At 41.9% G+C, this 19,825-nt stretch carries 22 protein-coding genes and 1 riboswitch; of the genes, 1 reads left to right on the forward strand and 21 read right to left on the reverse strand.

Translation table 11 applies throughout. The annotated features are described in order from the left end of the window. Window positions 1–240: 240 nt before the first annotated feature. From EKM82_RS01520 to EKM82_RS01590, 15 genes are all read right to left on the reverse strand, one after another. Entirely contained in the window at window positions 241–1,179 is a 939-nt protein-coding gene (locus EKM82_RS01520) for a DivIVA domain-containing protein (RefSeq protein WP_125766567.1), read from the reverse strand. Window positions 1,180–1,189: 10 nt separating this feature from the next. Next, window positions 1,190–1,996, reverse strand: a complete 807-nt coding sequence (locus EKM82_RS01525; RefSeq protein ID WP_125766568.1) for a YlmH family RNA-binding protein — start codon at window positions 1,994–1,996, stop codon at window positions 1,190–1,192. A gap of 31 nt (window positions 1,997–2,027) precedes the next feature. After that, window positions 2,028–2,297, reverse strand: coding sequence for a YggT family protein (locus tag EKM82_RS01530; protein WP_225419630.1), 270 nt, complete (start codon window positions 2,295–2,297; stop codon window positions 2,028–2,030). 2 nt (window positions 2,298–2,299) lie between these two features. Beyond that, a complete protein-coding gene (locus EKM82_RS01535) occupies window positions 2,300–2,737 on the reverse strand; it encodes a cell division protein SepF (RefSeq protein ID WP_125766569.1) in 438 nt (145 codons plus the stop codon). Window positions 2,738–2,768: 31 nt separating this feature from the next. Continuing rightward, on the reverse strand, window positions 2,769–4,034 hold the full coding sequence (gene ftsZ, locus EKM82_RS01540; RefSeq protein WP_125766570.1) for a cell division protein FtsZ: 1,266 nt from the start codon (window positions 4,032–4,034) through the stop codon (window positions 2,769–2,771). Window positions 4,035–4,070: 36 nt separating this feature from the next. Further along, the gene (gene ftsA / locus EKM82_RS01545) at window positions 4,071–5,399 is read right to left on the reverse strand and encodes a cell division protein FtsA (RefSeq protein WP_125766571.1); all 1,329 of its coding nucleotides are present in this window, start codon (window positions 5,397–5,399) and stop codon (window positions 4,071–4,073) included. 196 nt (window positions 5,400–5,595) lie between these two features. Beyond that, complete coding sequence (locus EKM82_RS01550; RefSeq protein WP_125766572.1) at window positions 5,596–6,444, reverse strand: cell division protein FtsQ/DivIB; 849 nt, start codon at window positions 6,442–6,444, stop codon at window positions 5,596–5,598. A 35-nt stretch (window positions 6,445–6,479) separates the two neighbouring features. Next, window positions 6,480–7,589 carry an undecaprenyldiphospho-muramoylpentapeptide beta-N-acetylglucosaminyltransferase gene (murG, locus tag EKM82_RS01555; RefSeq protein ID WP_125766573.1) on the reverse strand — a complete coding sequence of 370 codons (1,110 nt, stop codon included), beginning with the start codon at window positions 7,587–7,589 and terminating at the stop codon, window positions 6,480–6,482. Beyond that, the gene (gene murD, locus EKM82_RS01560) at window positions 7,586–8,971 is read right to left on the reverse strand and encodes a UDP-N-acetylmuramoyl-L-alanine--D-glutamate ligase (protein ID WP_125766574.1); all 1,386 of its coding nucleotides are present in this window, start codon (window positions 8,969–8,971) and stop codon (window positions 7,586–7,588) included. The genes murG and murD overlap by 4 nt, the downstream gene beginning before the upstream one ends. A 23-nt stretch (window positions 8,972–8,994) precedes the next feature. Beyond that, a complete protein-coding gene (gene mraY, locus EKM82_RS01565) occupies window positions 8,995–9,957 on the reverse strand; it encodes a phospho-N-acetylmuramoyl-pentapeptide-transferase (protein WP_125766575.1) in 963 nt (320 codons plus the stop codon). Between the two features lie 17 nt (window positions 9,958–9,974). Beyond that, on the reverse strand, window positions 9,975–12,146 hold the full coding sequence (locus EKM82_RS01570) for a penicillin-binding protein (protein ID WP_125766576.1): 2,172 nt from the start codon (window positions 12,144–12,146) through the stop codon (window positions 9,975–9,977). Further along, window positions 12,143–12,514: a cell division protein FtsL gene (gene ftsL / locus EKM82_RS11745; protein ID WP_191988093.1), complete on the reverse strand. Its 372-nt coding sequence runs from the start codon at window positions 12,512–12,514 to the stop codon at window positions 12,143–12,145. Before ftsL ends, EKM82_RS01570 begins: the two co-directional genes overlap by 4 nt. A 31-nt stretch (window positions 12,515–12,545) precedes the next feature. Continuing rightward, window positions 12,546–13,499 carry a 16S rRNA (cytosine(1402)-N(4))-methyltransferase RsmH gene (gene rsmH / locus EKM82_RS01580; RefSeq protein ID WP_404802884.1) on the reverse strand — a complete coding sequence of 318 codons (954 nt, stop codon included), beginning with the start codon at window positions 13,497–13,499 and terminating at the stop codon, window positions 12,546–12,548. A gap of 29 nt (window positions 13,500–13,528) precedes the next feature. Further along, window positions 13,529–13,960 carry a division/cell wall cluster transcriptional repressor MraZ gene (gene mraZ, locus EKM82_RS01585; protein WP_125766578.1) on the reverse strand — a complete coding sequence of 144 codons (432 nt, stop codon included), beginning with the start codon at window positions 13,958–13,960 and terminating at the stop codon, window positions 13,529–13,531. Window positions 13,961–14,157: 197 nt separating this feature from the next. Then, a complete protein-coding gene (locus EKM82_RS01590; protein WP_125766579.1) occupies window positions 14,158–14,514 on the reverse strand; it encodes a DUF3397 family protein in 357 nt (118 codons plus the stop codon). Between the two features lie 87 nt (window positions 14,515–14,601). Between EKM82_RS01590 and EKM82_RS01595 the strand changes: the two genes are divergently transcribed. Beyond that, window positions 14,602–14,715, forward strand: a complete 114-nt coding sequence (locus EKM82_RS01595; RefSeq protein ID WP_125766580.1) for a DUF4044 domain-containing protein — start codon at window positions 14,602–14,604, stop codon at window positions 14,713–14,715. A gap of 281 nt (window positions 14,716–14,996) precedes the next feature. On the opposite strand, the gene thiT is transcribed toward EKM82_RS01595, so the two are convergent. The 6 genes from thiT to EKM82_RS01625 all read right to left on the reverse strand — a co-directional run bounded on the left by thiT (window position 14,997) and on the right by EKM82_RS01625 (window position 19,825). Then, window positions 14,997–15,569, reverse strand: coding sequence for an energy-coupled thiamine transporter ThiT (gene thiT / locus EKM82_RS01600; protein WP_125766581.1), 573 nt, complete (start codon window positions 15,567–15,569; stop codon window positions 14,997–14,999). 48 nt (window positions 15,570–15,617) lie between these two features. Continuing rightward, a riboswitch (TPP riboswitch) is annotated at window positions 15,618–15,717 on the reverse strand. Window positions 15,718–15,811: 94 nt separating this feature from the next. After that, window positions 15,812–16,624, reverse strand: coding sequence for an amino acid ABC transporter substrate-binding protein (locus EKM82_RS01605; RefSeq protein WP_125766582.1), 813 nt, complete (start codon window positions 16,622–16,624; stop codon window positions 15,812–15,814). Window positions 16,625–16,634: 10 nt separating this feature from the next. Then, window positions 16,635–17,270, reverse strand: coding sequence for an amino acid ABC transporter ATP-binding protein (locus EKM82_RS01610; protein ID WP_125766583.1), 636 nt, complete (start codon window positions 17,268–17,270; stop codon window positions 16,635–16,637). A gap of 11 nt (window positions 17,271–17,281) precedes the next feature. Further along, a complete protein-coding gene (locus tag EKM82_RS01615) occupies window positions 17,282–17,929 on the reverse strand; it encodes an amino acid ABC transporter permease (RefSeq protein WP_125766584.1) in 648 nt (215 codons plus the stop codon). 427 nt (window positions 17,930–18,356) lie between these two features. After that, window positions 18,357–19,163: a septum site-determining protein MinD gene (minD, locus tag EKM82_RS01620; RefSeq protein ID WP_125766585.1), complete on the reverse strand. Its 807-nt coding sequence runs from the start codon at window positions 19,161–19,163 to the stop codon at window positions 18,357–18,359. Then, window positions 19,163–19,825 (reverse strand): septum site-determining protein MinC, encoded by a 663-nt coding sequence (locus tag EKM82_RS01625; RefSeq protein WP_125766586.1) that lies wholly within the window; start codon window positions 19,823–19,825, stop codon window positions 19,163–19,165. The genes minD and EKM82_RS01625 overlap by 1 nt, the downstream gene beginning before the upstream one ends.

A 19,825-nucleotide genomic window follows, 5' to 3' on the forward strand; every position in this document is an offset into this window, starting at 1 on the left:
GAGAAGCAGCCATTTGGCACCTCGAACACGTTTTTAAAAACAAAAAAATCCCGCCTAATTATAGGACGAGATTCCCGTGGTACCACCTAATTTGAAAAGTTGCCTTTTCCACTTAAAAAACAGTTTTAAATTATTCTCTGAAATGATGCGCGTTTAACTGGTAATTATCAGTCTCTCACCTACACTGACTCGCTTTAAATAATAGTTAAATGCTTAGTTTCAGAAATACTTGTCTATATTTTACTCGTTTTCATCGGGAAAAACAATCGTTACCCCATCATAATTATTTTGAGCATCAGGTGTGGCCATATTCTCTGGTTGGACTGGCGTATTATTGCCACGATGCTGAAAAACTGGTTGGTCTTCAACTCCATCAGTTGCATTCGCTTCTGGTGTCGTATTCACGTCTGATTCGGCAACAGGTTCTGGATCAACAGGTGTTGCTGTTGGCGTCGTTAAATTAATATCGGCAGCCGAAGAAACTGGTGCAACTTCATCAGCATCAGCTGTTGACTCTGGGTCAGCGCCTGCTTCGGGTGTTGACGCAAGATCATGCTCGGGCAAGGTTGTTGGCGCATCATCTGCCGTAATTGCTGCGGAGACCGCCGGGGTGCCATTTTGGTCAGCTGGCGTTGACGCTTGTTGATCTAGCAAGGCCCCAACTTGAGCAGTCCCTTGATCAGCTTGACCCAATAATGCTTGCCATTCTGGTGTCTTAATCATTGCCAACTGGGATTCCAACAATACTTGTAACCGTTGATGGAACACGCGAGTATTTTTCTTTAAGTCATCAGTTTCAATTGTTAAATGCCGGGCTCGTTCAGAAGCATCCTGGAGAATTTGGTTTGAACGATCAGTCGCTTCAGTTAATAATTGCTTTGCCTGTTTATCAGCATCACTCTTAATCACATCAGCTTCATGTTGGGCATTGTTTTTAACACGATCGGCAGCATTTTGAGCAACAATAATCGACTGATTTAAAGCATCCTTCAAATCAGTAAAATATGCCACCCGCTCTTGGCTTTCCTTCAATGATTGTGTTAATTGTTGGTTTTTCTCTTGTAAGTCACCTAACTCGGTGGCAATCTCGGTCAAAAATGGTTTGACTGCGTCTGGATCCAAACCGCGAAATTTTGTTTCAAAACTTTTATTACGAATATCGTCTGGTTGTAATGTCATTGCTTGCCTCCTATTTTTGTCCGCTAAGTGGTTGCCGACGTAAGGTACCAATCTGGACTTTAAACCGCTCTTTGCGTGTTTGACCTAAGACAGCGCGCAATTGAACCCGGCCGAACTTACGAACGCTCAGCATATCCAATAAATCAACTTGGAAATCTGGTCGAGTAACTACGGTCCAATTGACTTGAACTCGTTGCCCTTCAATTAAATCCTTGGCGCGTTGTCGTGAAATCTTAAACGTATCCGCGACGATCGTATCCAGTCGAAACGACGTAATCAATAACGTTTCGTTGACCCAATCGTTACTAGGCACTAAAACGTCCATATCCGAAATTGCTTCAACGCGCACATTAATGGCCCCAATTTTACTGATTTGCTCAGTAAAGAAATCGGTCATATTCTTCACACCGAAAAACTGCCAGTCCTGACCATTAGTAATAATGTCACCAAATTGGCTACGTTCAACGCCGGAGTTGATCAAAGTTCCTAAAATTTTGCCATGGGACAAATCGGCAAATTTTTGAGGATATTTGATTTCAAATAACTGCAATTGGTAATCGGCCATTTCTGGCGTATAATATCCTGGCGCAAAAATAACGCGCCGCCGTTCCGCCTGATTATAGCCACCAAATTGCCAATATTGAAAACTCTGATCTAATTTACCCAAAACGGATTCAATTAAGAAAATCTGCCGTGGATCCAAGAAGTTGGTTAAAATCGGCCGGTATTCGTCAACGGCTTGGTTGCGCCAATCATTGATCCGTTCAATAAAGGGTCGCTCCTCGGGACGAAAATGTTGAAAAACGGCACTATCCATGACTAACCACACTTCCCCTCATCAGCTCAATTTAAAATAAATTAAAAACCATCCGTAATAGCCATTGCAAACCACCAACTACTAATAAAGCAATTACTGGTGCAAAGCTCAACCCAAAAATACTAGGCACATGATCTTCAATGGTATTCATCAGTGGACTAACAATCCGTCCAATCAACTGACCAAACTTAGAAGAATATGCCTGAGGTACCCAACTCATCAATGCATAAATAATAATCGCTAACCCATATAATTCGAGCAACGTGCTCAAGATGCGATAAAGTACACCGAGAATCATCATGATTAGAGACCCTGATTATCCTTTAAGTTCTCTGAAATTGTGCCCTCAATTTCGAACTTTGGTGGTGTGCACAAGAAAATTTGATCGCCTACCCGTTGAATTTCGCCCTTTAAAGCAAAAACAGTGCCTGTCAGGAAATCAACAATTCGCCGAGCTTGACTATCATCAAGTTGGGTAAAGTTAACAATCACTGCCTGATTATTCAACAAATTAGTTGCGATATCCTTAGCATCAGCATAAATCCGTGGTTCAAAAATAATAATTTTACGTGAAACATTACGACCAGCTTGATTCATCGCGACAACATTACCAGTAGTCGCATTGCTTGTTGTTGTTTCAACAGGCGTTGATTCATCATCTGCTTCTGACTGATATCCAGTTTCATCGTACTCATCTTCATCAGAAATTCCGAAGAAATGACTTAGTTTTTCAAAAGCCATGATTTTCACCTCATTATCTAAATCTTAGTCGTTATTTTCTTGGTTGGCGCCGCTTTAAGAATGGTGGCACATCACTATCATCGTCTTGATCATTACTATTCTGATCAGTAACTTTGCGTGCTTGGAAAACATCAAAATCTTGTTTTTCAATATCAGCAAATTGTTGGTCAGTATCTTCGCGATGATTGTTCTTAGCATTTAGAATGTTCCAATCACCACCAAATTTACCATTCTGATTGGTGTTAGCTGTCTCATCATTAGACTTAGCTGAAGTTGTTTTGACTTGCCCATTTACTTTCTTATTGGCAACGTCAGCAACTCGCTTGCGCTTGTTGGTTTCGAGATTTTCAATCCCGGTAGCAATAACAGTTACCCGAACTTCATCACCAAGATTTTCGTTGATCGAAGTCCCCCAAATAATATTGACATTGGAGTTAGCCGCGTCAGAAACGATTTGGGAAGCAGCTTCCATTTCATAAAGTGATAAATCAGGGCCACCAGTAATATTCAATAAGACTTTATCGGCGCCTTCAATAGAAACTTCCAATAATGGTGACGAAATTGCTTTCTTCGTGGCTTCAGTAATCCGGTTTTCACCATTTGCTGAGCCAACACCCATTAAAGCCGAACCTTGGTTTTGCATCACGTTCGTCACATCGGCAAAGTCCAAGTTAACGATCCCAGGCGCAGTGATCAAATCGGAAATACCTTGCACACCTTGACGTAAGACGTTATCTGCTTCGTGGAAAGCTTCGTTTAATGGTGTCTTCTTATCAATGATTTCTAATAAACGGTTATTAGAAATGATCACCAAAGTATCAACATGTTGTTTTAATTCAGCAATACCCTCGGCAGCGAAGTGACTGCGATTTGGACCTTCAAAAGTGAAAGGTCGTGTTACCACGCCAACTGTCAAGGCACCCATGTCTTTAGCAATCCGAGCAATTACTGGCGCAGCGCCAGTACCAGTACCGCCACCCATACCACAGGTAACGAAAACCATATCAGCACCCTTAAGTGCCTCAGTAATGACTTCTTCACTTTCTTCAGCGGCCTTTTGACCAACTTCCGGTGTCGAACCAGCGCCTAAGCCACGTGTTAATTTAGGACCAATTTGAATTTTAATGTCAGCTTTTGATTTGGTTAAATCTTGTAAGTCTGTATTTGCAGCAATAAATTGAACACCTTGAATACTCTCTTCGATCATGCGATCCAAGGCATTACCACCAGCGCCGCCGACCCCAATAACTTTAATTACAGGACCAGTAGTTTGTTGGGGATCAATTGAAAAATCCATGCGATTTCCTCCTAATTCACAGTCATCATGCTTTTATTAATCAAAAAATTTACTAAAGAAACTACGAAGGCTCTTTTTAGGCGCTTCCGTTTGTTGGTGCTGATCATCGTTAGCTTGTTTGACTTCACGGTCTTGCTCGATTTCATCATTAGTTTTAGCTCGTGGTGCTTCAACACGTTGACTCTTAGTGTCGTTTAAAGCCCGCTTATTGATCACGCTAGTTACTAACAATTCAATTTCACTTAAACGGGAAGCATAAACTAATAAACCAAGGCTAGTCGCAAAGCTAGCATTACGAATCCCCATTTCTTTCGGTGCATAAATCCGCACACCTTGTGGGAAGAAACGAGCTGCTAACGTATCAATGCCTTCAGTTTCGGCAACACCACCAGTTAAAACAATCCCACCTGGTAAATCAAGGGCATTAACTTGATCCAAAGTCTGATCCAAGCGCTGGAAGATTTGTTCGAAACGAGCTTCCAAAATTTCTGATAAGTACGTCTCATCGACCATGACTGGATCATCTTTACCGACAACTGCAACTGGGAACTTCTCACTAGCTGAAGTTTGATCAGGGTCGGCTACCCCGTAATCACGCTTTAATTTCTCAGCATTGCTAACCGACGTATTCAGGACAATCGATACATCCTTAGTGGCATTCATACCACCTTCATCGTCAACACTGACAAACTTCAACTGATGATCATGAATGACATAAGCACTTGATTGTGAACCACCCATATCAATAAGCACTGTGCCGAAATCTTGTTCACCATCATTAAGAGCAACTTGGGCCAAAGCCAATGGATTCAAAACAAAATGTTTTAACTTCAAGCCGACCTTTTCGAGCACCTTACGAATATTGTTGACCACAATTCGTGGCACTGAATAAACTAGTGCTTCTAATTCAATGCGAACAGCACTCATGCCCCGAGGATCAATAATGTTTGATTGACCATCGACAATGAATTGTTCTGGAGTGATACCAACGATTTCTCGTTCTGGTGGCACACTTCGTGACAATGTTGCCGTAGCAACATTGAAGACTTCAACTTCAGTAACTTCTTTAGGCTGGTCCGCAACGATTACCATTCCCCGAGCTGGTTCAATGGTTAAGTCCTTTGCAGGGATACCAACAACAACTTGATCGAATTTTAAATTAGCTTTCGTTTGAGCTTGTTGCACTGCTTTTTTAGTCGCAGTTACAACTTTGTCAATGTCGACGATAACGCCGTCTTTCAAGCCTTGTGATCGTTCACTACCAACGCCGATCACATTGAGCTGATCATTGACAGCCTCCCCGACAATCACGCGAATCGCAGTTGTGCCAATATCGAGGCCCACATACACTTGTGCTTTATTCATTCAATAAAGCCTCCCCGATTTTCTTTTATAATATTCATTTTCAAAAAAACATATTACTCCTTAAAGTTTACCACACCGCAAGCTTGATAATAAACTCTTAATACCGCTTTTGGCGAATAACTTTAAGTTTCCTTAGCAAATAATTAAAAAAGACTGTTTTTTTATTCATTCACGACCAGATTACCGTCATTAAGCACTATTGCTTGGCAAAAGGAACGAAGAAGGCACCCACTTCTAAATCAACGACACCTTTTTCTTGAGTTTGACTAACAATATTGCCGTAATACTTCAAACGACTAATCACAGTTCGCGAATCGGCCAGCACTTCATTGCCGTCATTCATATACAAATGAATGCGGTAGGGATTACTTTTACTAGGATCGGCCTTGATTTCTGAAATAGCATTTTGAATTTGATTGGGCATTTTAGCATATAGTTCCACCACTTGATTCAGCGTTTTGCCAGATTTAAAGCCAGCATAAACGGGGAAATTACCAATTGGCTTACTATGAATTGCCTTATCCACAGCGCCATTACTAAAAATACGCTGATAGCCGTTCTTCTTAGCGAAGAAACCAACTGTTTGTTGCTCAACCACATCGATTCGACCATGGTTCCACTGACTAAACTTAATCGTCACTTTTTTCAAGGCCGGTATTTGTTGCCGCATTTTTTGTTCAATCTTTTTTTGGTGCAACATGGTTGGTAAAACGTAGGACTTCGACGAAAGTTCACTGGCATTGATCACATCTTGAGCCGCGGTAATTTTAACGCCAGTGACTGATAATTCACCGACGTGGGCCATTGGCGAAACGTAGTAAAGCAGACCAACTAATAGATTACCAAAGATCAAGACAATCACTAGCAAATGCCAAGTTAATTGCCAGCGTCGATGTTTTTGTAGCTGTGGCAGTTTTCGAGTCACTGGTCGCTTGTGAGCTCGTGCCTGCTTAGATTGAAATCGTTTCTGAAATGACTCCCAAACTTGAATCGTCGAATTGGGATCTTGTTGGGCAACCTTTGTCGTAGCTTTCTTCTTAACCAAGTTACCCACCTCCCCAAATAGTTGTACCTAGTTAATTAAGCTTGTCGATGTTCGTAGATCAAATCTTCCAACACCTTGATCAGTTGATCGCTGGCATCAGGTGTGGCTAATTTCAAAGCGGATTGATGCATTTGTTGCCAAACATCAGAATCCAACAAAATATGATCAGCCGCAGCAACTAATGAGCGGCCATTAAGTTCAACTTCTGGCAATAAGATCGCCGCGTAATTAGAAACTAAGTAGTCGGCGTTCTTATTCTGATGATCGTGGGTCACATAAGGACTTGGCACTAAAATTGACGGAATCCCTAAAGCAGTGATTTCGGCCAAAGTTGTCGCGCCACTACGACCACATAGTACTGAAATTTCCGGTAGCAATTGACTTAAATTGTCTAAGTAAGGCACGATTTTAATGTTGGACTTTTCAGTTAGTGGCCCCACATTATCCTTAACCTCATCATAAAGCGCCCGGCCAGTAATAAATAAAATTTGGTAGGATTTTTCTGAAAATTCAGGAATGGCTGCAACCATCGCTTTGTTTAAAGGTTCCGCACCGCGACTACCACCAACAATCAGTAACGTCGGTAAATCTACCCGCAAACCTAAATCAGCTAACATTCCCTGAGGCTTTAAAGTTGAGACTTCTTGGGCCCGGGGGTTACCAGTCTGAACTAACTTTTTCTTTTCTGAAAATTGATGCGCGACCTCAGGAAAAACGTAGGCAATGCGATCCACATAATGCGCTAAAAACTTATTGGATAAACCAGCAACCGAATTTTGTTCATGAATTAACGTTGGAATATTCATGCGACTAGCTGCGTAGACGACTGGGGCACACACATAACCACCAGTTCCCACCACAATATCAGGTTGGAACTCCTTGATTAATTGCCGGGCTCGTTTAATACTTTTTTGAAATTTCGTAATCGTGCGGAAATTGTCAAAAGTTAATTTGCGGCGAAAGCCTTGCACTTCAACAGTCTCAAAAGGAATTCCTGCTTGGCGAACAATTCGTGCTTCCAAACCTTTTTCAGTGCCAACATACATCACTTCATCTAATAAGTGACGCTCCTGTAGACGTTTAATTAAGGCCAAGGCCGGATAAATATGACCGCCGGTACCGCCTCCAGAAATCATTAATCTCATTTTTCTGACTCCTCTGTTTCTCCAGTAATCGTGTTAACCGTTTTAATGAATAAATCACCACGATCTTCGAAAGTCTTGAATTGATCCCAACTTGCTGCCGCTGGTGATAACAAGACGATTTCGTTTGGTTCTGATAAAGCCGTTGCCGTCTTCGTCGCTGCCACTAGATCAGCTTCCTTTTTAATGACTGACAAACCGGCTTGTTGGCCAGCATCAATCATTAAATCGGCAGTTTCACCATAAACCACCATTGCCCGCACATGTTGCTTAATCAAAGGAACTAAAGCTTCAAAAGTGAAGCCACGATCCAAACCACCAGCAATTAAAACAATTGGCTGATCGAAACTTTGTAAAGCCACTGTGGTTGCTTCAATATTAGTCGCCTTGGAATCATTATAGAATCGACGCCCTTGCCATTCTTCAACAAACTGAATACGGTGTTTAACCCCGGCAAAAGTTTCTAGCACTTTGACAATGGCTGCGTTGCTAACACCTTTTAACTTCGCAACAGCAACAGCTGCTAAAGCATTTTCCACATTGTGTTGACCCGGAATCTTAATGATCGACGTTGGGCAAATTTTTTCACCACGGAAATAAATTTGGCCATCATCAACATAACTGCCATCATGACTCAAACCTTGCCGTGAAAATGGCACGACTTGGCCCTTCGTGCGCTGACTTAATTGTTGCCATTCATCGCTGTCCCAATTAACCACGAAATAGTCAGCTGCGGTTTGATTTTGAATCAAATGCATTTTGGCTTCAACATAATTATGCCGGTTGCCATGATAATCCAAATGAGCTTCATAAATGTTTGTCAGCACGGCAATATGTGGCCGTAATTGAGTGACACCAAGTAATTGGAAGCTTGATAATTCTGTCACCATTGTTTGACCTGGTTTGATTTTCTCAGCGACCTCAGTTGCCGGTACCCCAATATTACCAGCAACATATGCTTTAGTTGCTGGTTGGTCTTGATTTAACATTAAATTAATTAAAGTTGTGGTCGTCGTCTTACCATTTGAGCCTGTAATCCCAATTAATTCACCATCCAGAACTTCATAAGCTAATTCTGGTTCAGTGATAATTGGCAAACCGATTTCTTGAGCCCGTTTCACCATTGGATTCCAATATGGAATACCAGGGTTTTTGACCATCACCGCAAAATCCTCATCTAACAAAGCTAAAGGATGCGAACCAGAGATCACCCGAATGCCGGCCTTAACTAATTCTTGAGCTTCTGGGCTTTTCTCCAACGGTGCATGATCATTAACGGTGACTAACGCGCCTAGGCGATGCAATAACAAGGCCGCGTGTAAGCCACTTTTGGCTAGTCCAAGCACGAGGACTTTTTTATTTTGATAATCGGTAATTTCTTTCATGATAAGGGACCCTTCTTAATTTTTTAGTGGAACAATGACAAATATAAAATCGAGCTCAGTAAACCAACTAGCCAAAAAACAGTGACAACTTTTGTTTCTGACCAGCCTAACTTCTCAAAATGATGATGGATCGGCGTCATTAAGAAAATCCGCCGGTGGAACAGTTTGAAAGAACCAACTTGAAGAATAACGGAAGCTGTTTCTAAAACAAAGACCAAGCCGACTAACAATAATGACCAAGGCCGTTGCAAAATCACGGAAATTGCTGCTAAGCCACCACCTAAAGCGAGCGAACCAACATCACCCATAAAGATTTGCGCTGGTTTATGGTTGAAGAACAGAAAACCAATTAAAGCGCCGACAACCGCCAGGCAGACGGTTAACATCACCAAGTTATGATCACGATAGGCTAAAACGGCATAGGTGCCATAAGCAATCACGTTCAGTCCGCCAGCTAAGCCATCTAGGCCGTCGCTTAAGTTAACTGCATTGGAGAAGCCAACCAACCAAATCCCCACAAAAATCGCAAAGATAATTGGCGAATGCACTGGATTTAGTGCCCCTGGCATTGGTAAAGCATGAGGATGATGATCATTCATCAGAATCAATAAGAATAACACTGCCGTTAAAATCTGAGCACTAAATTTCTGCAAGGCTGTTAAGCCCATGTTGCGCTTCTTAGCCAGTTTGATAAAGTCATCGGAGAAACCGATGGCGCCATAGAGGAAGATCACCAAGATGAACAACCATAAACTAGTTGTTAATAAATGGAAAATAGCCCCTAGCACTAATAATACTAAAATAATCACACTGAGGAAAACTAAACCACCCATAATTGGCGTCCCAGATTTTTTAGCATGCCATTTTGGCCCTTCCTCACGAATTTGCTGACCTTCATCATGACGTCGTTGATAACTAATGAAGAAAGGTAAAATCAAACTCGTCAGTAAACATGCACTGATCAGTGCAACGATTGGTACTTGCATCCTCATTCACTCCCGTTTTATGGTTCCGCCAATTTGACGGTAATTGTTTTGTTGGTGGTTAGTACCTCGCCAGCGCCAAGGCTTTGACTCGTCACATAACCAGTCCCACTAAACTTAAATTGACAACCAGTAATCTCTGCTAATTTTAACACATCATTTTTCGACCAGCCAACTACATTCGGCATGGTCATTGCGCCTTCAGTTAATAGCACAATTCTTTGCTTAGCAATAACTTTCTCGTCAGCGACCGGTAATTGTTGAACAATCTTAGTTCCTTGCCCAACTTGAGCAACTGTTAACCCTTTTTCTTGAGCTGTTTTGGTTGCTGCTGCCGCTGAGAGTCCAGTTAGCTTCGGCATTTTAATCGAATTCTCGTTTAAATCAGCACTTGTGGTCCGATATTTTAAAGCCCGTTTCATTAATGGATTGAAAATTTCTGACATGATTTTTTCAGCTGAAGTATCAGTCAAATCAGGTTGTTGAATGGTCAAATACAAAACATATTCAGGATCATCAGCTGGAGCAATACCACCAACTGAGAAAATATAGTTTTCCGAACCGGTTAAATACTTGCCATCGTCACCAGCAATTTGGGCAGTCCCAGTTTTCACAGCAATTTGATTCTCATAACCATCGATTTTGAAAACTGAACCAGTCCCGTAATCTTTCTCGACAACATCACGCATTGCGGCAATTACTTGCTTCGCCGTGTCAGCTGAAATCGGCTGACCCAATACTTTAGTCGGATAATTGGTGACCTTACCGCTATTACTAATCGTTTTATCGACGATTTGTGGCTGTAACATCTGGCCGCCATTCGCAATGGCGCTAAGGTAGGACATCATCTGCATAACCGTCACATCAACCCCTTGACCAAAGGAAGTAATTGCCCGATCAAGTGGCGTCTTGAATTGAATACTACCACTGGCCTCACCTGGCAAAGTAATGCCAGTCTTTTGACCCACATGGAAACGATTCAAATATTGTTGCCAAACTTGTGCGCCCATTGACCGCTCAATCGCAACGGCACCTGTGTTACTCGACCGGGGAATGACTTCTGAAAACGGAATTGTACCCCAACCAGAATTATTCCAGTCATGAATAGTTGAATCCCCAATCGTCACTGAACCAGATTGATAAGTGGCATTGGGATTATAGTGGCCAGAATCGATTGCTGCTGACAAGGTCAACAGTTTGAAAACAGAACCGGGCTCGTAAGTATCTTCAACTAAACTATCACGCCAAAGATCGCCTAAGCCCTTCTTAGTCGCCGCATTAAAGGTTGGTCGTTGCGTGGCCGTTACAATTTTACCGGTTTTAGCATTCATTAAAACCGCGTCCATTTTTTTCGGCTTGTATTTATCTTGAACATTCTGCATCAATTGTTCCATATAGCTTTGCAAACGTGCGTCCAGACTTAAATAAACGTCGCTACCATTGACCGCTTGTTTAGTCACGGTTTTGGATCCAGGAATATTATAACCGTATGAGTCCCGTTTGCTGACCTGCCAACCATTTTTACCGGTTAAAATTTGATTAAAATATTTTTCAATTCCTAAAATCCCAGTCAATTGTTTGGTGCTAACATTATTTTCAGTTTTAGAATCGGCTAATTGTGCCAAACCCACAACGTGCGAAGCAAAGGTGCCGTTGGGATACATACGTGAAGGCGTATCCGTGAAGAAAATCCCCGGCAATTTAGCCGCTTCAATCTTCTGCTTCACGTCTAAAGACAAATTCCGACCAGCACTACCAAATTCAACTTGGTAATTTTTTTGCGATAAAAATTGCAGTATTTTATCAGCTGGCAAATTTATATATTGGCTGAGCACTTGAGCCGTTTTATTTTTATCAGTGACATAAAGTGGCTTGCCAGCCGCACTAACACTCTTCTTATCTAGAACGGCATAAAGAGTGTAGACGTTGGAGTCTTCAGCCAAAATATTGGCATTCGTATCATAAATCGTGCCCCGGCGTGCGCGCAAAACGTTATCCTGCTGGTAAATTTGCTTGGTCTTTTGACTTAAGTCAACTGTCCCCACATGTCCACTAGCCGCGATGTAGCTGAAACGAATGATAAAAAACAGGAGAACCGCTGACATGATCAGCATCAAGATAAATCCTGTCTTGATCCGATTTTGCTGCGTCCTCCTAGCTGTTTTTCTATTTCTAATTTCTTTTGGGGTCATTTGCTGACATTCCTAACATTAGCGTCGTTAAAAGTTAAGCCATTTTTTTGAGCATAAGCCGACAAGCGATCAGAACTTGACAGCTCGCTAACTTCTTGGCGTAAATCAACATTGGCGGCTTTAATTTGCGAGATTTTAACTTGAACATCCTGCAGTTGTCGCTGAGTACCAGCAATGCCAACATTTGTATGTACGAGAAAAACCATTAAGGCAATTGTCAATAACCCGGTACAACAAGCACAAATTCGTTCTAAGCCTGAAAAGGCAACCCGTGTTGATTGTGCTTGAGCGACACCAGCAGGTTCAACTGGTGTACTTGGTGTCACTAATGGTTCGGTTTCAATTTTTCTAACTGTATTATCATTCATTTTAAATACCCCAATATTTAAGTAACGTTATTTAGTTAGCTAATTTAATTTTTTCAGCAACGCGTAATTTGGCACTGTGCGCCCGATGATTCTCGGCTAATTCTTCAGCTGTTGGCAGAATTGGCTTGCGTTGAATAATCTTCAACGTTGGCTTTAATTCTTCAGGAATCACTGGCAAACCAGGTGGCAATTCCACTTCAGCATAGGACTTCATTGTTTGTTTAACAATGCGATCTTCCAACGATTGGAAGGTAATCACGCTGAGACGACCATTTAAATCCAACAAATCGATGGCTTGATCAAGACTGTCAGATAAAGCACTCAGCTCATCATTAACCGCAATTCGAATTGCCTGAAAAGTCCGTTTAGCCGGATGACCGCCAGTTCGTCTAGTCGCCGCAGGAATCGCTTCTTTCACCAATTCCGCCAACTCAGTCGTTGTTGCAATTGGTGCGATGGCCCGCTGTCGTTCAATCGCACGCGCAATCGGTTTGGCAAACTTTTCTTCGCCATAGCGATTAATGATCCGCACTAAATCTTGATATGACCACTGATTGACCACAATCGAAGCGGTCAAGGGATTTTCTTGATCCATCCGCATATCCAACGGCGCCGTCAAGCGATAACTAAAGCCACGGTCAACTTGATCAAGTTGTGGTGATGAGACCCCCAAGTCATACAAAACACCATCAACCCGTGTGACACCTAATTTCTGCAATTCAGTTGCCAATTGACGAAAATTGGCATGTATTAAAGTCACTCGCGTGGGATCCTGAAACGTTGGATCATTTTTTAATAATTGCTGACCATTCGCAATGGCCATTTCGTCCTGATCAAAGGCGAAAACATGTCCGCCTTTAAATCGGGTTAATAATTCGCGGGTATGACCACCGCCACCAAAAGTAGCATCAACATAAATCCCATGATCATGTGGGGCCAATCCAGAAACTGTTTCTTTTAATAAAACTGTTTGATGCTTGAACAATGTTTTCACCTCCTATTACCGTTTAATTGTTACAAATCAAAATCTAATAAATTTTCAGAAATATCATCAAAGTTGGCTTCGGCTTCTTGGTTAAACTGCTGCCAAAGGGTTTCATCCCAAATTTCAATCCGATCTGAGACGCCGACAACGACACAACTCTTCTGTAAATGAGCAAATTCGAGCAGTGGTTTAGCAATGTTAATTCGGCCTTGTTTATCAATTTCTTGTTCAGCAGCTGCTGCATAAAAGAAACGGACAAAAGCCCGAGCATCCTTTTTAGTGAGTGGGAGCTGGTCAAGCTTCTCTTCCAATTGCTGCCACTTCGCTAGCGGATAGCCGAATAAACAGCCATCCATGCCTCGCGTTAAAACGAAATTATCGCCTAACTCATTGCGAAATTTTGCCGGCATGATCAGCCGGCCTTTGGCATCAATTGTATGATGAAACTCACCCATTAACATTGCTCCACCCCCTATCTTGATTAAATTTTACCACATCCCCCCACTATTAACCACTTTATCTCCCATTTCCTCCACAATTTATGAAAACAAAAAAAGCCTTGATACCAAGGCTTTTTGAAACAAACATCAATTTGTAATTATTTTTTAATAAAGCGACGGCAAAGCCTATCAAATTAGGCTTACTAATCATTAGTTAATTATTTCATTAACATCCACAATAAAATGAAAGCAAACCAAATGAGGCTGATCAATAAATATAGTCGCCAAACCACCCGAAAATAATGGTCAAACTGAATTTCATGACGATCAACTGCTAAAAACGCTGCATAAGCCAGTGCCAGAATACAAACACCAATCAAGCCAAAGGCCCAAGTGCCTTGAATATCGGCACTTTGGGCAAGTAGTTCAGTACCCACTGTTAAAAACGGTGGTAAAAAGTCATAAAAACGCCACTTCGGTCCTAAAAAACGGGCCAAAAGTGTCCGCGCTAAAATACCAACAGTTAAACCAATCAGTGGGATCAAAATTCCCAGCATTCTCAAATTGCTTGTCATGAATGAGCTTCCTTACTTCGTATTTTTAATTGAAATTTATGAGGCTTTTAAGTAGAATGAGATAGAATAAGTAAATGAGGTGTCAACTTGAAGAAGAAGAAAAGTACTTTTACCAAAATTACGATGGTCTTTGTCTGGTTAATGATCATCATTACTGTTGCTGGCGTTGTTTTCGGCGCCGTTAGTGCCCTTGGTTTCTAGGATTCAACCACCGCTTTAACCAACTTCATTCATTATCCTAACGTGCCGGCCGAGCGGAAGCACGTTTTTATTTTACCTTAAAATAAGGCCAATTCAAAATAGAACCTCAATTAACGAACTGAGCGCCAACAAAAAAGACTACGAACAAGCCTAGCTGGCACTCAGCAAACAAAATACCCCATCATTATTAGACAGTAGGTCCAATAATGACGGGGTATTTATTGCAATACTTCTGAATTATCACGAATCAATCTTAGTGCCGCAATTGACCGCTGGTGATCTTATAAATGACGGGTTAATAAATTCGGTAGCAACCGCACAATTAAAACAAAGACAATCACGCCTAAAATCGCATTAGCCACAAAGCTACCGCCATTGATCACTAATGAATAGAGCCATGGTGATTGGCCCTTAGGCGCATATTGCCCCCAGAAGAAAACCCCAGAAAAATAATGCGCCGTATATTTAGCGAAATCACCAATTAGAAATCCGGCACTGATCCAAGCAATTGCCTGGGACCAATTCTCTTGACGCAAGGCTTGGCCCACTTGCTTATGAAAGATCCCAATTAGTCCTGCCAATGCAAAAGGTAACGGATAATCTAAAATAATTTGTAAAGGATTAAATAGTGAGCCGCTGCCACGGAGCCACATATCTAATAGTCCCCAAACCAAACCCGCCATCATCCCGGGCACTGGTCCCCGTCGTAAACTATAAATACCTAAGGGAATTAAACCATAAGCAAATTGAACTGAGGAAACCCCTAAATCATGGGGAACATATTCCAACGCCATCGCCAAACCAGCAAAAATAGCGCCCTCCACCATAATCTTCAATCGTTCATTTTCTTGCATAAAAAAACTCCTCCTTTGAATTTAACCATCAACAAAGTCGGAGTGTTTTTTTCACTCCATCACAATTCCTACGCGTGTATTAGCACAACAGGTTCTAGGGTCTGATCCGAAATCACTCTCAGCTACATGAGCTCCCCTTTGTGATGGCATATTCGGTTTTTGATACTTATTATTTAACGCTGAATCCGGCTAAAAGTCAATCTTTATGGCCAATCCCCGCAAATGTCTCAGCCTGGTCGAGATTACTTAATGGCCAAGTCCTGCTGGAACCATTTCTGACTAAGTCGCGAAACCGTGCCATCATTGGTTAATTCCACAAGGGCCTGATTAATGCGCCGCCGTAATTTCGTATCTTGTTTGCGCATCCCGATTGCGAAAGTTTCCTCAGGATAACCACCACTAATGATGCGATACTTATTTGCACTGTGCTGCTGACGCACATAATACCCAGCATAAATGCTGTCACCAACCACACCTTGAATCCGCCCAGCTTGCAAATCAAGAAAAGCTGTATTGAAGTTTTCATACAGGACTGCATTATGATCAGCAACAATATTTTTCAAAACAGTTGGCTTTTGGTTAAATAATGTTTGTCCAGACGAGCCATTCTGCACCCCGACCTTCTTTTGGCGCATATCGGCAAAAGATTTGATATTGTCTTGCCGTAAAGTCACTAAAACTTGCTGATTTCGTAAATAAGGTTGGGAAAAAGCAACTTTTTTGGCCCGCGCTGCTGTCTTCGTGTAACCATTCCAAATCAAATCGATCGTCCCATTTTTTAATTCTGTCTCTTTCATGTTCCAATCAATTGCCTGAAAAGTTACTTTCTGATTTAACTTGCGACCAACTGCCCGGGCTAAATCAATATCAAATCCGGCTAAACTACCATCTTGCCGCTGAAAGCCCATAGGCACAAAGGTGTCATCCAACCCAATAATTAAAGGCCGCTGTCCCTGATTGACTTGCTTCAAATTACGCACACCACCGCAGCTACTCAAGGTTAATCCCAAAATCAGCAGCCCGATTAATGCTAAAGAACGTTTGACTTTATTCATCCCGATCACCTCACTGCAATGGTGCTAAATGATAAGTTTGATCGGCAATTTGTTCGGCAAAAGTCAAATCATGAGTGACTACGATTTGGGTCATGCCGGTTTGCTTCAACTGTAGCAGCAAGTGGCTAACACTATCACGTAAATTTGGGTCCAAAGCCGAAGTTGGCTCATCATAACATAAAATTTGCGGTTTCAAGGCAAGGGCCCGCGCAATACTGACCCGTTGTTTCTGGCCACCGGAAAGTTGGAACGGATATTGTTCAGCTTGTTGGGCCAATCCTAATTGAGTCAACAATGCCGTTGCTTGTTTTTGAGCATCGTCAGCTGATAATAAGCCGGTTAATTTCGGTGCCAACATCACATTTTCTAAGGTGGTCAAATGTGGAAATAACCGAAAGTCTTGGAAAACAACGCCAATCACACCTTGTTGTAAATTATCCCGACTTGGTTGAAAGTCTTGTTGGTTAAGCTGAATCTGGCCTTGATCGAAATCCGCTAGCCCGGTAATGATTCGTAAGAGCGTAGTTTTGCCGGCGCCACTAGGACCGACGATACATAAAGTTTCACCATCATTGACGGTCAACGAAACATCTTTTAAAATTTGCCGCCCAGCAATTGTTTTCCCAATATTAGTCAACGTTAACATTATGAAGCCCCCTATTCGTAGTATGCGTAGTGCCGCTCAGCTCGACGTAACAACCAAGTTAAAACAGCGGTTAGCAGTAAATAAATTGCGGCAACTGCCAGCAATGGTAATAAGGTCACGTCACGAGCCATAGCGATATTCCCGGCCCGCAATAAATCACCAAGGCCAATTACATAAACTAAGGAAGAATCCTTCACCAAATTGATGACTTCATTACCGATCGCTGGGATCACTTTTTTATTCACTTGCGGCAAGATAATATGCATAAATATTTGTTGTGGCTTTAACTTCAGCATTTGGGCAGCTTCGATTTGACCTTGGTCGACACTTTGCAAGCCGCCACGGAAAATCTCGGCGAAATAAGCCGCGTAATTCAGTACAAAAGCGAATAAGGCCGCGCTGTATCTTTCGAGGACAATGTGAATCAATGGCAGCCCATAAAAAACAAAAATTAACTGCAGCAATAACGGTGTGCCACGCATGACCCACACATAAAAATCAAGTAAAGCGCGTAGTGGCTTAAAGCGACTACGTAAGCCGACGCTGACTAATAATCCCAAGGGTAACGCCAGTAATAACGTTAATCCGAAAATACTCAAGGTCATTTTGGTCCCATTAATCAATGCTGGAAAAATTCCGGTAAAATATTGCCAACTCATTTGACTCACTCCTTTTTTTAAATAAAAAAACACCCTCTAAACGATAATCGTCTAGAGGGTGTTCATTATGTATAAACACGGTTCCACCTCATGATCCCATTTATCTCACAATAAATGGCTCCACCAGTTTCCTAAAAAACTGACCATTAACGGCGGCAACCGGACCAACTTTAAGTATTGATAACCTGTTAATTTGACAGGGTTAAAAATAGACTGACATTGATCAGCAAAAATTGTTGTGCATGTTAACATATCTCTTCTTTGCAGCCATCCAGAAGCTCTCTTATCATAGCGGTTAACATCGGGACAATTTATCGCGATTGAATATTTATTAGATTGACATTATTCTAGCATCCGTCAGAAAATTGTCAAGCGAAAAATAAATTTTTTTTATTTGGTTTTTAAATTTTAGAAAATATCAAACATCTTAGCGATGAAATAGCCGTTGCCAGAAACCTTTTTTTGGCTCTTCAGGAACTGGTTCTTTCAAGGTCATTAAGGGCACACTATCCCCCAACATCCGCCGAGCAATATTTCGATAGCCTTGACTTGCTGGATTATCAGGATTAAGTGCCACAGGTTCGCCAGCATTAGCAGTGGCAATCACCCCATCATCATCGAAGACGATTCCTAGGAGTTGAATGCCCAAATGATCCGTAATATCATCAATACTCATCATTTCGCCTTGATTCATCAAGTGTTTACGAATTCGATTGATGATCAGCCGTGGTGCAAATTCCAAGTGATGGTCTTCAAGAATCCCCACAATACGATCAGCGTCACTAACGGCAGCATTTTCAGGAGTTGTTACCAAAATAGCACCATCAGCACCAGCCACTGCGTTCTCAAAGCCTTGTTCAATTCCGGCCGGACAATCTAATAAAACAAAATCGTAATTTTGCTTTAATTGTTCGACTACTTGGCGAACGTTTTCTGGCGTTAGAACATTTTTATCAGTGTTTTGTGCTGCTGGCAGCACCGCTAACTTGCCATCAAACCGACTATCAACAATTAGCGCCTGGCTTAAATTCGCCTTGCCAGCGACAACATCAACAATCGTATAAATAATTCGGTTTTGTAAGCCCATGACCACGTCTAAATTACGTAAGCCGAGGTCCAAATCAACCAAACAAACTTTCTTGCCTAGCAAGGCTAAGGCGGTGCCTAAATTGGCGGTCGTGGTTGTTTTGCCCACACCGCCCTTTCCAGAGGTGATCACTAATGCTGTTCCCATTACTGTTCCTCCAATTGTTGATATAACTTAGGTTTTACTTTCTGTAATTCTGTCAGCTTTGCCGTCATCAGTTTGTGTAAATCATCAATATAAGCAAACTGAGCCCGGGTGATGGTGGCATCATCAGCCACAATTTCTACTAAATCGGCAATCCGTAATTGTGCGGCTTCCTGCAAGTTGCCGGCAATAATCGCATCAGCATTATCTGGATAACCGGCATGGAGGATTCCCTGAGCCGGGCCAACCACATAAATATTCCGTGATGCTTTCAAGGTCGCACCTTGATGAACGCTACCTAATAAAACCACATCGCCATCATAGCTGGCTTCTTGACCACTACGAATCGTATTGGGAACTAAATGTACCTGCTTGGAGCGCAATAAAGTTGCAACTGTTTGTTGATCCATTACGTCGGCAGTGATTTCTAAAATTTTGAAATTCGAAAAATCGGCAGCTAAATCATACAATTTCTTACGCTGATCAGCCGTCAAAATTCGGCGACCAGTTCGAACTTTAAAGCCAATCTCATCAGAGCTTGCATCTTCAGTGCGAACTTTCTTCAACAATGTTTGTAAATCAGTTAGACTGTCCGCAAAATTGCGATCTGCTGGAATTTCAATCTCATAGCCATCATTTCGACCCCGTAGAAAAACATTTTCCAA

The organism is Lapidilactobacillus wuchangensis (genome assembly GCF_003946645.1).
In the GTDB taxonomy this organism is placed as follows: Bacteria; Bacillota; Bacilli; order Lactobacillales; family Lactobacillaceae; genus Lapidilactobacillus; species Lapidilactobacillus wuchangensis.

Coding starts and splice junctions, on each gene's coding strand:
- EKM82_RS01520 (WP_125766567.1), bottom strand. CDS start 1,179: ATGACATTACAACCAGACGATATTCGTAATAAAAGTTTTGAAACAAAA.
- ftsA (WP_125766571.1), bottom strand. CDS start 5,399: ATGAATAAAGCACAAGTGTATGTGGGCCTCGATATTGGCACAACTGCG.
- EKM82_RS01570 (WP_125766576.1), bottom strand. CDS start 12,146: ATGACCCCAAAAGAAATTAGAAATAGAAAAACAGCTAGGAGGACGCAG.
- thiT (WP_125766581.1), bottom strand. CDS start 15,569: ATGCAAGAAAATGAACGATTGAAGATTATGGTGGAGGGCGCTATTTTT.
- EKM82_RS01590 (WP_125766579.1), bottom strand. CDS start 14,514: ATGACAAGCAATTTGAGAATGCTGGGAATTTTGATCCCACTGATTGGT.
- EKM82_RS01615 (WP_125766584.1), bottom strand. CDS start 17,929: ATGAGTTGGCAATATTTTACCGGAATTTTTCCAGCATTGATTAATGGG.
- mraY (WP_125766575.1), bottom strand. CDS start 9,957: ATGCAAGTACCAATCGTTGCACTGATCAGTGCATGTTTACTGACGAGT.
- minD (WP_125766585.1), bottom strand. CDS start 19,163: ATGGGAACAGCATTAGTGATCACCTCTGGAAAGGGCGGTGTGGGCAAA.
- EKM82_RS01525 (WP_125766568.1), bottom strand. CDS start 1,996: ATGGATAGTGCCGTTTTTCAACATTTTCGTCCCGAGGAGCGACCCTTT.
- ftsL (WP_191988093.1), bottom strand. CDS start 12,514: ATGAATGATAATACAGTTAGAAAAATTGAAACCGAACCATTAGTGACA.
- EKM82_RS01535 (WP_125766569.1), bottom strand. CDS start 2,737: ATGGCTTTTGAAAAACTAAGTCATTTCTTCGGAATTTCTGATGAAGAT.
- ftsZ (WP_125766570.1), bottom strand. CDS start 4,034: ATGGATTTTTCAATTGATCCCCAACAAACTACTGGTCCTGTAATTAAA.
- EKM82_RS01605 (WP_125766582.1), bottom strand. CDS start 16,624: ATGAATAAAGTCAAACGTTCTTTAGCATTAATCGGGCTGCTGATTTTG.
- EKM82_RS01530 (WP_225419630.1), bottom strand. CDS start 2,297: ATGATGATTCTCGGTGTACTTTATCGCATCTTGAGCACGTTGCTCGAA.
- mraZ (WP_125766578.1), bottom strand. CDS start 13,960: ATGTTAATGGGTGAGTTTCATCATACAATTGATGCCAAAGGCCGGCTG.
- murG (WP_125766573.1), bottom strand. CDS start 7,589: ATGAGATTAATGATTTCTGGAGGCGGTACCGGCGGTCATATTTATCCG.
- EKM82_RS01610 (WP_125766583.1), bottom strand. CDS start 17,270: ATGTTAACGTTGACTAATATTGGGAAAACAATTGCTGGGCGGCAAATT.
- murD (WP_125766574.1), bottom strand. CDS start 8,971: ATGAAAGAAATTACCGATTATCAAAATAAAAAAGTCCTCGTGCTTGGA.